Source organism: Trujillonella humicola (assembly GCF_046233715.1).
GTDB lineage: Bacteria > Actinomycetota > Actinomycetes > Mycobacteriales > Geodermatophilaceae > Trujillonella > Trujillonella humicola.
This window is the reverse complement of the sequence record NZ_JBJNRJ010000089.1, coordinates 1-12,665: the sequence shown is the minus strand read 5'-3', so window position 1 is coordinate 12,665 and position 12,665 is coordinate 1. Positions and strand designations below refer to the sequence as shown.

Annotated in this window: 9 protein-coding genes; 2 read left to right on the top strand and 7 right to left on the bottom strand. The window is 75.8% G+C overall.

The features are described 5' to 3' along the window. Positions 1 to 92 precede the first annotated feature (92 nt). The 6 genes from ACK586_RS24600 to ACK586_RS24575 all read right to left on the bottom strand — a co-directional run bounded on the left by ACK586_RS24600 (position 93) and on the right by ACK586_RS24575 (position 8,540). Entirely contained in the window at positions 93 to 416 is a 324-nt protein-coding gene (locus ACK586_RS24600) for a CDGSH iron-sulfur domain-containing protein (RefSeq protein WP_409333162.1), read from the bottom strand. Between the two features lie 32 nt (positions 417 to 448). Next, the gene (locus ACK586_RS24595; protein WP_409333161.1) at positions 449 to 1,285 is read right to left on the bottom strand and encodes an aquaporin; all 837 of its coding nucleotides are present in this window, start codon (positions 1,283 to 1,285) and stop codon (positions 449 to 451) included. 120 nt (positions 1,286 to 1,405) lie between these two features. After that, positions 1,406 to 4,504, bottom strand: coding sequence for a bifunctional [glutamine synthetase] adenylyltransferase/[glutamine synthetase]-adenylyl-L-tyrosine phosphorylase (locus ACK586_RS24590; RefSeq protein ID WP_409333160.1), 3,099 nt, complete (start codon positions 4,502 to 4,504; stop codon positions 1,406 to 1,408). Next, entirely contained in the window at positions 4,501 to 5,244 is a 744-nt protein-coding gene (locus ACK586_RS24585; RefSeq protein WP_409333159.1) for a type 1 glutamine amidotransferase, read from the bottom strand. The genes ACK586_RS24590 and ACK586_RS24585 overlap by 4 nt, the downstream gene beginning before the upstream one ends. 56 nt (positions 5,245 to 5,300) lie before the next feature. Next, the gene (locus ACK586_RS24580; RefSeq protein WP_409333158.1) at positions 5,301 to 7,103 is read right to left on the bottom strand and encodes a hypothetical protein; all 1,803 of its coding nucleotides are present in this window, start codon (positions 7,101 to 7,103) and stop codon (positions 5,301 to 5,303) included. Between the two features lie 96 nt (positions 7,104 to 7,199). Beyond that, positions 7,200 to 8,540 (bottom strand): glutamine synthetase family protein, encoded by a 1,341-nt coding sequence (locus tag ACK586_RS24575; RefSeq protein ID WP_409333157.1) that lies wholly within the window; start codon positions 8,538 to 8,540, stop codon positions 7,200 to 7,202. 184 nt (positions 8,541 to 8,724) lie between these two features. Here ACK586_RS24575 and ACK586_RS24570 point away from each other — a divergent pair, with 184 nt between their 5' ends. Both ACK586_RS24570 and panB read left to right on the top strand, forming a co-directional pair. Beyond that, complete coding sequence (locus ACK586_RS24570) at positions 8,725 to 10,554, top strand: NAD+ synthase (protein WP_409333156.1); 1,830 nt, start codon at positions 8,725 to 8,727, stop codon at positions 10,552 to 10,554. After that, positions 10,551 to 11,381 carry a 3-methyl-2-oxobutanoate hydroxymethyltransferase gene (gene panB, locus ACK586_RS24565; RefSeq protein ID WP_409333155.1) on the top strand — a complete coding sequence of 277 codons (831 nt, stop codon included), beginning with the start codon at positions 10,551 to 10,553 and terminating at the stop codon, positions 11,379 to 11,381. Before ACK586_RS24570 ends, panB begins: the two co-directional genes overlap by 4 nt. Before the next feature lie 179 nt (positions 11,382 to 11,560). Here the strand turns inward: panB and ACK586_RS24560 are convergent, their stop codons facing one another. Next, positions 11,561 to 12,487, bottom strand: coding sequence for a type IV toxin-antitoxin system AbiEi family antitoxin domain-containing protein (locus ACK586_RS24560; RefSeq protein ID WP_409333154.1), 927 nt, complete (start codon positions 12,485 to 12,487; stop codon positions 11,561 to 11,563). Positions 12,488 to 12,665 lie beyond the last annotated feature (178 nt).

Below are 12,665 nucleotides of genomic sequence, written 5' to 3'. Positions count from 1 at the left end.
GCCACCCGGTACGACAAGCTCGCCGTCCGCTACGACGCCACCGTCGAGATCACCAACATCAACATCTATCTCCGCGACTTATCAAACAGGGCCTAGGAGGACGGCGAGGCCTCCGGCCGGTCCGCAGGCGGCTCGCGGACCAGCTGCGCGGCCGGGCGCGGCCGGCTCGGCGCGCTGGGCGCGGAGAACCCCGACCGCTTGTGGGTGCCGTCGCAGAAGGGCTTGATGCCGGACTTTCCGCAGCGGCAGAGGGCGACGGTGTCCCGGCCGGGGTCGATCTCCACCCCGTCGGGGTCGACCAGGCGGAAGTCGCCGCGCACGATCAGCGGGCCGTCGCGGTAGGGCGTGATGGTCGCCCCGTGCCCGGCGGACGGCGCGTCGTCCGCCGCCGGGGGGTCGGGCTGGGCATGCGTCACCCCACCACCCTCCCCCGGCGGCGTCGACGCCGCTACGCGTCCCCGGCGCCGGACCGGTCCGACGGCAGCGGTTGCCCGCTGCGCGGCGCGGGCGGCGGGGCGGCGCCGGTGCGGTCGACCGGCTCGCCCGGCACGTCCGCGCCGGTGCGGTCGACGGGCTCGCCCGGCCGGGCGGCCGGCTGCTCGTCGAACGGTGCCACCTCCAGCAGCCGCGCCCCGGCGACCGCCACGGCGCCGCCGATCAGCGGCGCCACGATGAACAGCCAGACGTGCTCGAGGGACTCGCCGCCGGCGAACAGGGCGGGACCGAGCGAGCGGGCCGGGTTCACCGACGTGCCGTCGAGCTGGATGCCGATCAGGTGGACGGCGGTGAGCGCGAGCCCGATCGCCAGGCCGGCGAACCCGGGCGTGGCGGCCTTGCCCGTGACCAGCAGGATGACCAGGACGAAGGCGAACGTCAGCACGACCTCGAGCACGAAGGCCCCACCCATGCTGATGCCCTCGCCCCAGTTGTTGCTGCCCAGGGCACCGGTCTGGTCGGTGACCTCGCCGAAGTCGCTGGTCAGGAGCTGCAGCAGCGCAGCGCCGGCGATGCCGCCGGCGAACTGCGCGATCCAGTAGCCGACGGCGTCCCGGGCGGCCATCCCGCCCGACAGCAGGACGGCGAGGGTCACCGCGGGGTTGATGTGGCAGCCGGAGATCGGTCCGATCGCGTACGCCAGCGCGAGCAGGGTCAGGCCGAAGGCGAAGGCGACGCCGGTCGGTCCGAGGGCGTCGATGCCGGCCACGGCGGAACCCACCGCGATGAACACCAGCAGCGCGGTGCCCAGGAACTCGGCGGCGAGCGAGCGAGCGAGAACGGGGGACACGGAACTCCTCCAGGACGGCCACAGGCGCCCCCCGAGCCGCTCCGTTCGCGGCGGCGCTGCGGACGCTGGCCATGGTCGCCGCCGGCGCCCGGCGCGCCGCCAGGGACCTCCGGCCCGGGCTCAGGTGCCGGAGGGCGGCTGCCCGTAGAAGACCTGCTCGACCACCGTGCGGGCGTGCCGGGTGGTGCGCCGGTAGTCGTCGAGGAACTGGCCGGGGTCGACCTCCGGCCCGGCGCCGCTGGCCCGCGCGACCCCCGCCAGCTCCACCCCTGGCCGGGGCAGCTGGTCGCTGGGCCGCCCGCGGACCAGGAAGACGGCGTTGCGGGCCAGCGAGGCCAGCTCCCAGGCCGCCCGCAGCGCCCCGGCCTGCTCGGCGTCCAGGTGGTCGCCGGCGACCAGCGCGTCCAGGGCCTCGACGGTGGAGGTGACCCGCAGCCGGGCGTCGTCGGCCGCGTGCTGCAACTGCAGCAGCTGCACCGTCCACTCGACGTCGGCCAGGCCGCCGCGGCCCAGCTTCGTGTGGGTGGCGGGGTCGGCCCCGCGGGGCAGCCGCTCGCGCTCGACCCGGGCCTTGATCCGGCGGACCTCGGCGACCTGCTCGGGGGTCAGGCCCGCGGCCGGGTAGCGGATCGGCTCCACCATCTCGACGAAGGCCGCGCCCAGCGCCTCGTCCCCGGCGACCGGCGTCGCCCGCAGCAGCGCCTGGACCTCCCAGACCGACACCCACCGCTGGTAGTACTCGCGGAACGCCGACAGGCTGCGGACGAGCGCGCCCTGGCGCCCCTCGGGTCGCAGGTCGGCGTCCACCTCGAAGGCCGGGTCCGGCGCCGGCTCGCCCAGCAGCCTGCGCAGCGTGTGGGCGACGGTGTTGGCCGCCGCCGCAGCTGCCGACTCGTCGGCTCCCGGCCGGGCCCGGGACACGAAGAGGACGTCGGCGTCCGATCCGTAGCCCATCTCCCCGCCGCCGAGCCGGCCCATGCCGATGACGGCCAGGTCCACCGGCACGTCCTGCGGCGCGACACCGGCCGATGCGGCGTGGGCGCGGACGGCCAGCTCCAGCCCGACCCGCAGCGTGGCGACGGCGACGTCGGTCAGCGCCCTCCCGACCGCGACGACGTCGAGGCGGCCGAGGAGGTCGGCCGACGACACCCGCAGCAGCTCCTGGCGGCGCAGCCCCCGCAGCACCCGGACGCCGGCCTCGGCGTCGGGTGCCCGTGCCGCCGCCTGCCGCCAGGCCGCCGTCAGCGCGGCGGCCGTCCGCGGCTCGAGCTGGGTGTCGTCGGCCAGCAGCTTCAGGGCCTCGGGCGCCCGGGTGAGCAGCTGCGCGACGTACTGGCTCGACCCCAGCAGCAGGGCCAGCCGCTCGGCCACCTGCCCCTCGTCGCGCAGCAGCCGCAGGAACCACTGGTTGCCGCCCAGCGCCTCGCTGACCTGGCGGTAGGCCAGCAGCCCCGCGTCGGGGTCCGGGCAGGACGCCAGCGTCTGCAGCACCACCGGGAGCAGGTACTTCTGCATCGACGCCGACCGGGAGACCCCGCCGGTCAGCGCCCCCATGTGCCGCAGCGCCCCCTCGGGGTCGGCGAAGCCGAGCGCGCGCAGCCAGTCGCCGGCCGCCTTCGTGCCCAGCTTCGCCGCCTCGGCCGGCACCTTGGCCACCGCCGAGAGCAGCGGGCGGTAGAAGAGCTTCTCGTGCAGCCGGCGCACCTCGCGGGTGTGCAGCGCCAGCTCGGCGTCGAGCACCGCGACCGCGTCGCCGCGGTGGTCGGGCTTGTAGCCCAGCGAGCGGGCCAGCCACCGCAGCTGCTGCTCGTCGGTGGGCAGCAGGTGGGTCCGGCGCAACCGGAGCAGCTGCAGCCGGTGCTCGACGGTGCGCAGGAAGCGGTAGGAGGCGATCAGCGTGGCCGCGTCGTCGCGGCCGACGTAGCCGCCGGCCGACAGCGCGCGCAACGCCGGCAGCGTGCCACCGACCCTCAGCGACGCGTCGGCGCGGCCGTGCACCAGCTGCAGCAGCTGCACGGCGAACTCGACGTCGCGCAGCCCGCCGCGGCCCAGCTTGAGCTCCCGGTCGGCGTGCCCGGCGGGGATGTTCGCCTCCACCCGCCGGCGCATGGCCTGGACCTCGGCGACGAAGCCGGGGCGGTCGCCGGCCTCCCACACCCGAGGCCACAGCTCCTCGACGTAGGCCCGGCCCAGGTCGGGGTCCCCGGCCACCGGCCGCATCTTCAGCAGCGCCTGGAACTCCCAGGTGTGCGCCCACTGCCGGTAGTACGACGCGTGCCCGTTCAGCGTGCGGACCAGCGCCCCCGCCTTGCCCTCGGGGCGCAGGGCGGCGTCGACCTCCCACGCCGCCTCGCGGCACACGCGCATCAGGGCCGCGGCGACGCGGGTGGCGCTGCTGAGGGCGGGTGCCTCGGCGTCGGCGGGATCGACCGGCTCGGCCACGAAGACCACGTCGACGTCGCTGACGTAGTTGAGCTCGCGGCCGCCGGTCTTGCCCAGGGCGACGACCGCCAGCCGGCAGGGAGCGGCCGAGTCCGGCTGCTCGGCGACGGCGACGGCCAGCCCCGCGGTGAGGACCGCCGCGGCGATGTCGGCGAGCTCGGCCGCGACCTCCTCGGCGCCCAGCCCGTCGCCGAGGTCGCGCCCGGCCAGGGACAGGATGGCGCGCCGGTAGGCCAGCCGGAGGGCGGCGACCCGCTGCGGGTCCGCGTCGGGGGCGCCGCGCCCCAGCCGCACACCCCACGGCGGGTCGTCGGGGTCCGCGCCGACCGCGGCGAGCATCTGCCGCTGCAGACCGGGCCGGCTGGGCCGGGTCGCGCCGTCGTCCTCGTCGTCCACCTCGGTCCAGTCGCCGGGGTGGGCGGCCAGGTGGTCGGCCAGACCGGAGCTGGCCCCCAGCACCGCCAGCAGCCGGCCGCGCAGCTGCGCCGAGCCCCGCAACCGGGCGAGCAGGGTGGCCGCGGCGCCGCCGGACGGGTCGTCGCGGTCCAGCGACTCGACCAGCCGGCGCAGCGCGAACAGCGCCAGGTCGGGGTCCCCGGCGCGGGCCAGCGCCGACACCACCGAGCCGGCCTCGGGGTCGGCCGGCTCGTTGCGCTCGAGGTCCCACAGCCCCAGGGCGGGGTCGGAGAGCAGCTCGGCGGCCTTCTCCCCGTCCTGGAAGCCGAACCGGACCAGCCGGACGACGGCCGGTCGCGGGATCTCCCGGGCCGCCGTCACGCGCGGGCCTGCGCGACCGACCGGACCAGCCCGGCGAAGCGTGCGGCGAACGGCGCCCACACCGCGGCGAGGTCGTCGGCGGCCGCGGCGGCCCGGGCCTCGTGCTCGGCCGGGCCGTACGGGGACGCGGCCACCCCGGTCGGGTCGCTGTCGGCCCAGGCGCGCACCATCTGCGGGGTCGTCTCGACGTGGAACTGCAGGCCGTAGCCGTGCCGTCCGACCCGGAACGCCTGGTGCGGGTACTGCGGGCTGCTGGCCAGCAGGACCGCCCCGGCCGGCAGCTCGCTGATCTCGTCGTGGTGCCACTGGACGACGTCCGGCGACAGCGGCAGCGGCCCGAACAGCGGGTCGTGCCCGGCCACGTCGCGCCGGGCGACCAGCGTGGCCCCCACCTCCGGCCCCTCGACACCGACGCGGACCCGACCGCCGCCGGCCATCGCGAGCAGCTGCGCCCCCAGGCAGACGCCGAGCACGGGCAGGTCGGCCGCCACCGCCTGACCCAGCAGGTGCCGGACGCCGACCAGCTCGGGCGAGGTCTCCTCGTCGTCCAGCGACGACTGCGGGCCGCCCATCACCAGCAGGCCGTCGTACCCGGTCAGGTCGGCGGGCAGCTCGTCGCCCTCGCGCACCGACCGCTCGTCGAGCTCGAGGCCGGCGTCGCGCAGCCACTCCCCCAGCCGGGCCGGCGGGTCGGTCGGGCTGGGGACGACGACGAGCAGGCGCGCGGGGCGGTCGGGCACGCGTCGAGGTTAGCCGCGGCCGGGCCCGTGACCCGCCCCGGAACCCGCCTCCCGGCTCATGCCGCGCCGTCGGGCCACGGTGCCCCGACGGTCGCGCCCTCGACGCACACCGCGCCTGGCGCCGCCCCGGTCACGCGCGCCTGGACCGGCCCCTCCCGGCCCGTGACCACGAAGCTCGCCCGCCGGGAGCCCGGCGGCAGCTCGAGCTGCTGCCGGTCGCCCCCCACGGACACGTGCAGCGTCCCCTCCTCGCCGCTGCGGTAGTCGACCTGCAGCACCGCGAGCTCCGGGCCGGCCGGCAGATCCCCCAGCGGCTGCCAGCCCTCGTCCATCGGCCAGCCGCAGCCCGGCACCGGGCCGGACACCTGCAGCCGGGGGGCGAGCAGCAGCACCGGCCACAGCCGCCCCTCGCCGTCGAACATGCGCAGCTCCGTGCCCGGCCGGTCGAACTCGCGCTCCTCGCCGAGGGTCCGCAGCAGCCCCCGCACGTCGGCGGGCTCGGCGAAGAGGTTGATCCCGAACGGCAGCTCGGTGTTCAGGACGGACACGGCCGGGTCGCCGTCGATCCCGGCGAGCACGGCCTCGACGTAGGCCCGCGAGTCCCGGTGCTGCACGTCCTCGGCCAGGAGCGCGGTCGAGAACAGGGAGCTGGCCACCAGCGCCGCGACCGCGGCCAGGGGCCCGGCCGCCGACCGGGCCGCCGATCCGACCGGCGCACGGGGCGCGGACGCGTCCGGCGTGGTCCGCCGCTCGGCGGGCGGGCGGGCGAACGCCGCGCAGGTCCCGATCGCGATGACCGGCAGGGCGTCGGTCAGGTACCTCGGGTCGCGGACGACCAGGTCCAGGAAGTCCGCGCGTCCGAGCTGCACCAGCGCGAGGTCCACCGCCACGTAGCCGCACACCAGCACCCACGCCTGCACCGCCCGGGCGCCGCGCAGCCGGACGCTCACCCCGACGACCGCGAGCACCACCAGGCCCGCGAGCAGGGCCCGCACCGGCCCCACGTCGGGGAACACCGTGTTCTCCGCCCCACCGGTCCAGGGGCCGCCGAGCACCCCGGGCAGCAGCAGCCGGGAGACGGTCTCCCCGGCCGCCGACAGCGCCCGTCCGGGGTCGACGTCCAGCGACGCCGTGGAGTCGACGACCGACAGGTACAGCGGGACGTAGGCCGCCGTGAGGAGCAGGTGCGGCAGCAGCGGCCGGCTCCGGACCAGCAGCCGCAACCGGCGGCCGAGCGGTTCGTCCGCCCACTCCACCAGCAGCAGCACGGCCACCAGCGTGGGCAGGACCAGCAGCGCCTTCTCGTAGAACAGCAGCCCGAGCGCGTGCCCGGCGACGGCGGCCACGGTCCACCAGCGGGAGCCGCCCCGCAGCGCCCGGAGCAGGCCCTGCACCGCGGCGAGCAGCGCGATCTGCAGCGGCAGCGCCTCCAGCCCGGCCGCCCACCACGTGGCGACCGGCAGGGCCAGCGGGGTGAACAGGTAGCCGGCGAACGGGACCAGCAGCCACGGGGACGGGCCGGCGACCTGCCGGAGCACCGCCAGGAGCAGCAGGGAGGCGACCAACTGGAGGATCAGCAGGCTCAGCGCGGCGGGCAGGAACGACAGCCCGGCATCCCGGCCGATCAGCCAGACGACGAGGTTGAGACCGATCTCCAGGTGCCCGTTGTGGTCGCGGACGAGGTACTCCGCGGACAGGCCCAGCTCGCGGGCCAGGTACCGGTGGTGGAAGTCGTCCTGCGAGTAGTAGGAGGGGACGACGACGACGGCGCGCACGACCGTCTGCGCCACGACGAGCAGCAGCCCCGCGAGCAGCACCGCATCCGTCCGCCGCGCGGAGACCCCGCGATCGATCGCCACCCGCCCTCCTGCACCTCGCCGGGCCCGCGGAGCCTGGCACACGCCCGGCCGCGCGGGACCGGCGGAAACTCTCCCCCCGGTGCCGCCGGCCGGCGCTCAGAGGCCGGGCAGGTACCGCTTGAGCTCGAACGGCGTGACGTTCTGCCGGTAGGAGTTGAACTCCTCCCACTTGTTGCGCAGGAAGAACTGGAAGACGTGCTCGCCCAGGGTCTCGGCGACCAGCTCGCTGCCCTGCATCGCCGTCAGCGCCTCGCCCAGCGACACCGGCAGGTCCTCGTACCCGGCCGCCCGCCGCTCGGTGTCGGTGAGCGACCAGACGTCGTCCTCGGCCTCGGGCGGCAGCTCGTAGCCCTTCTCGATCCCGCGCAGCCCGGCGGCCAGCAGCACGGCGAAGGTGAGGTAGGGGTTGCAGGCGGAGTCCGGCGTCCGGACCTCCACCCGCGCCGACTGCGCCTTGCTGGGCTTGTAGCTGGGCAGCCGCACCATCGCCGACCGGTTGGCCCGCCCCCAGGTCGCGGCCGTCGGCGCCTCGGTGCCGGCGAGCAGCCGCCGGTAGGAGTTGACGGTCTGGTTGGTCACGGCGGTGACCTCGCGGGCGTGGGTGAGCAGGCCGGCGATGAACTGCTTGCCGGTCGTGGACAGCTTCATCGGGTCGGCCGGGTCGTGGAAGGCGTTGCGGTCGCCCTCGAACAGCGACAGGTGGGTGTGCATCGCCGAGCCGGCCAGGTCGGTGAACGGCTTGGGCATGAAGGTGGCGTGCACGCCCTGCCCGAGCGCGACCTCCCGGACGACGTGCCGCAGCGTCATGATGTTGTCGGCCATCGACAGGGCGTCGGCGTAGCGCAGGTCGATCTCCTGCTGGCCGGGCGCGACCTCGTGGTGGCTGAACTCCACCGAGATGCCCATGGCCTCCAGGGCGAAGACGGCCTCCCGGCGGAAGTCGTGCGCGACGTTGTGCGTCGACAGGTCGAAGTAGCCGCCGGCGTCGGCGGGCCGCGGCGGGCTGCCGTCGGTCGGCAGGTCCTCCAGCAGGAAGAACTCCACCTCGGGGTGGGTGTAGAAGGTGAAGCCCATGTCGGCGGCCTTGCCCAGCGCGCGGCGCAGCACGTGCCGGGGGTCGGCCCACGACGGGGAGCCGTCGGGCAGCGTGATGTCGCAGAACATCCGCGCGGTGTCGCTGGCGAGGCCGGCGCGGGCGGGCATCACCTGGAAGGTGCCCGGGTCGGGCTTGGCGAGCATGTCGGACTCGTAGACCCGCGCGAAGCCCTCGATCGCCGAGCCGTCGAAGCCGATGCCCTCGGCGAAGGCCGCCTCGATCTCGGCCGGGGCCACCGCCACCGCCTTGAGGTAGCCCGAGACGTCGGTGAACCACAGCCGCACGAAGCGGATGTCGCGTTCCTCGAGGGTCCGCAGGACGAACTCCTGCTGTCGGTCCATGCTGGCCATGATCCAGTCCGCTCGTTGCTGTGATGTGAACTGCCGTGGGGTGTCGGCACCCCCAGCCTGCCCGGTCCGGCCGCGGCGCACACGGGGGCGCCGCGCGCGTGTCGGGGCGCGTGCGCGCCGGACCGCCCCCGGGACCCGCCTGGCCGGGCCGGAGGGCGCGGAGTTGGATGGGCGCGTGGGAGAACTGCTGCAGCTCAGAGTGGCCCTCGCCCAGGTGGACACCCGTGTCGGGGACGTCACCGGGAACGCCGGGTCGGTCGTGGACTGGACCGCGCGGGCCGCGGACGCCGGCGCGCACGTCGTCGTCTTCCCCGAGATGACGCTCACCGGCTACCCGCCCGAGGACCTGGTGCTGCGCGAGTCGTTCGCCCGGGCCAGCGAGCGGGCGCTGGTCGAGCTGGCCGCCCGGCTCGCCGAGCGCGGTCTCGGGGACACCGCCGTGGTGGTGGGCTACCTCGCGCACACCGAGGGCAGCGGACCGGCGCCGGTCGACGAGCCGCCGACCGACGACGACCGGCCCTCGGACGCCAACCCGCGCCGCGGCGCACCGCGCAACGCGGCCGCGCTGCTGCACGGTGGCGAGGTCGTCGTCCGCTACTACAAGCGGCACCTGCCCAACTACGGCGTCTTCGACGAGGCGCGCTACTTCGTGCCCGGCACCGAGCTGCCGGTGGTCCGGCTGCACGGGGTGGACGTCGCGCTGACCATCTGCGAGGACCTGTGGGTCGAGGGCGGCCCGTGCGGGGTCGCCGGGCAGGCGGGGGTGGACGTCGTCCTCTCCCCCAACGCCTCCCCCTACGAGCGGGCCAAGGACGACCTGCGGCTGCCGCTGGTCCGCCGCCGGGCGGCCGAGGCTCGGGCCACGATCGTGTACTGCAACCAGGTCGGCGGCCAGGACGAGCTGGTGTTCGACGGGGACTCCATGGTGGTCGCCGCCGACGGCACGCTGCTGGCCCGCGCGCCGCAGTTCGTCGAGCACCTGACGACCGTGGACCTGGCGATCGACCCGGCGTCGGTACCCGGGCGCCGGGAGGGCCGGATCGGGCCCATGACGGTCACCCGGCACGTGGTCTCTGCCGAGCCGGTGCCGCCGTTCGAGCCCGCGCCGGGGGTGGTCGCCGACCCGCTGTCCGACTGCGAGGAGGTCTGGCGGGCGCTGGTCCTCGGGCTGCGGGACTTCATCGACAAGAACGGCATGCCCTCGGTGGTGCTGGGGCTGTCGGGCGGGATCGACTCGGCGGTCTGCGCCGCGCTGGCCGTCGACGCCCTGGGCGCCGACCGGGTGCACGGCGTGGGGCTGCCCTCGAGGTGGTCCAGCGAGCACTCCCTGGCCGACGCCGAGGACCTGGCGAAACGGCTGGGGCTGCACTACTCGGTCGTGCCGATCGCGCCGATGGTCGACGCCTACGAGTCGTCCGTGGAGCTGTCGGGGCTCGCCGCGGAGAACCTGCAGGCGCGGGTGCGGGGAACGCTGCTCATGGCGCTGTCCAACCAGCACGGTCACCTGCTGCTGACCACGGGCAACAAGAGCGAGGTCGCCGTCGGCTACTCGACGCTGTACGGCGACTCGGCCGGCGGCTTCGCACCCATCAAGGACGTCCCGAAGACGCTGGTCTGGGAGCTGGCCCGCTGGCGCAACGCGTGGGCCCGGGAGCGCGGCGAGACCGAGCCGATCCCGCAGAACTCGATCGACAAGCCGCCGTCGGCCGAGCTCGCGCCCGGGCAGGTCGACACAGACTCGCTGCCGTCCTACGAGGAGCTCGACGCGGTGGTCGCCGACTACGTCGACCGCGACCTCGGCATGGCCGAGCTGCTCGAGCGCGGGCACGACCCCGAGGTGGTCGCGCGGGTGCTGCGGCTGGTCGACGGCGCGGAGTTCAAGCGCCGCCAGTCCGCCCCCGGCACCAAGATCAGCCTGAAGGCGTTCGGCCGGGACCGCCGGCTGCCCGTCACCAACCGCTGGCGGGAGACCCTGCCGACCGTCCGCGAGGGAGCACAGGCATGAGCGAGTCGCCGCTGTACGGGGGGACGTCGACGGCGCGGGTGCGGGTGCACCACCTGCTGCAGGCCAAGGAGCGCGGCGAGAAGTGGGCGATGCTCACCGCCTACGACACGGTCAGCGCGTCGGTGTTCGAGGAGGCCGGCATCCCGGTGCTGCTGGTCGGCGACTCGGCCGGCAACGTCGTCCTCGGGCACACCTCGACCGTGCCGGTGACCGTCGAGGACATCCTGCTGCTGACCAAGGCGGTGACCCGGTCGACGACGCGGGTGCTCGTGGTCGCGGACATGCCCTTCGGCAGCTACGAGGCCGGGCCGCAGCAGGCGCTGGAGAACGCGTTCCGGCTGATGAAGGAGGGCGGGGCGCAGGCGGTCAAGCTCGAGGGCGGGGTGCGGGTGGCCGCGCAGATCAGGGCGCTGACCGAGGCCGGCATCCCGGTCATGGCGCACATCGGGTTCACCCCGCAGAGCGAGCACGCCCTCGGCGGGTTCCGGGTGCAGGGCCGCGGCGCGGGGGCCGACCGGCTGCGCGCCGACGCGCGCGCGGTGGAGGAGGCCGGGGCGTTCGCCGTCGTCCTGGAGATGGTGCCCGCGGCGATCGCCGGCGAGGTGAGCAAGGAACTGCGGATCCCGACGATCGGGATCGGCGCCGGCCCGGACACCGACGCGCAGGTGCTGGTGTGGCCCGACATGGCCGGCTTCACCGGCGGGCGGGTGCCGCGCTTCGTGAAGAAGTACGCCGATCTGCGGGCCGAGCTGATGCGGGCGGCGCGGGAGTACGCCGACGACGTCCGCGGCGGCACCTTCCCCGGCCCCGAGCACTCCTTCGAGTAGCCGCGCCGGCCCTGGTCGGGGGGCGCCACCAGCTCACCCCTGGCGCCACGTCGCCGGCCACCTGAGCCCCGGTCCGCCGGTCCGCCTCACGCTGGTCCGCCTCACGCTGCCGGTGGAGTCCGGACGTTGCCGGGGAGATCCCGCCGGCGACGTCCGGAAGTCCCCGGCAACGCGGGCGTTCAGACCGGCCGGCGGCGGCCCCGCTCGAGCGCGCGGGACACCCGCGGGCCCAGCGCCTGGGGCGTGAGCTCCCGCCAGATCCAGCGGACGACGCCGAGGTCCCGGTCTCGGATGGCGTCCTCCCGGATCTTCTCGTCGAAGACGGCGTCCCCCGGGTCCTGCCCCGGGCGGAGGAGCCGGCCGTACTTGACCCGCCCGTCGAACTCGCCGATCACCCGGGCGTCCTCCCAGGCGAAGTCGACGCGGCCCAGGGGGTTGCCCATGGCGTCGGCGATCGGGAGCTGCAGTGTCGACGGCATCAGGCCCAGCCGGTGCAGCAGCACCCGGCTGCGGCTCTCCCCCACGCTCTCGCTGCGGCCGTCGGCGAACCGCACGGCACGCAGCGCGACGCGGGCGCCGGGCAGCCGCCCCAGATCGGCCACCCCGTCGGCGAGCTCTCCCGCGGTGATCAGGCGCAGGAACAGCCAGCGGTCCAGCATCGCCACCGCCGGCTCGAACGGCAGCGTGCGGGCCAGGTCCAGCGCGGTCCGCACGCGGGTGGTGACGGCCACGCCGCCTGCAGCGGTCACGTCCTCGTCCGGCAGCCGTGCGACGTGGCAGTGCAGGTGCCGCCCGATCTCGCCGGACGCCGGCGGTCGCCGGGTCACGTGCACCCGGTCCAGCGGGGCGCCCCACAACGGCAGGCCGTGGACGACGGCGGCGGACTGGTGGCTCACCACCGCGGGCCGGCGCAGCGCGGCGAGTGTGGCGGTGACCAGCTGGCGGTGCCGCAGCGTGGCCTGGTCCGGACCTTGAGGCGGGGCGTAGGCGCCGGGCCGCAGGCGCGTCAGCTCACCGCGGCGCAGTCGCCTCTCGAGTTCGTCGTCCGACCACCCCTCGGCGAGAGCGGTGCGGCGCAGGACGAGCTCGGAGGGCTGGGGTTCCACGGGCCGAGCGTCGTGGGCGAGGCGGCCCCCCACGGCGTCCTGCGGCGGCCGGTGGACGGCCGCGTCGGCTGTGGACGGTCACGATGCCGGGGAGTTCGGGACGTTGGCCGGGGGGTGCCGGCCGCAACCTCCCCGATCCCCCCGCCACGTGGCCACCCCCGGCCCCCCGGCCCACCCC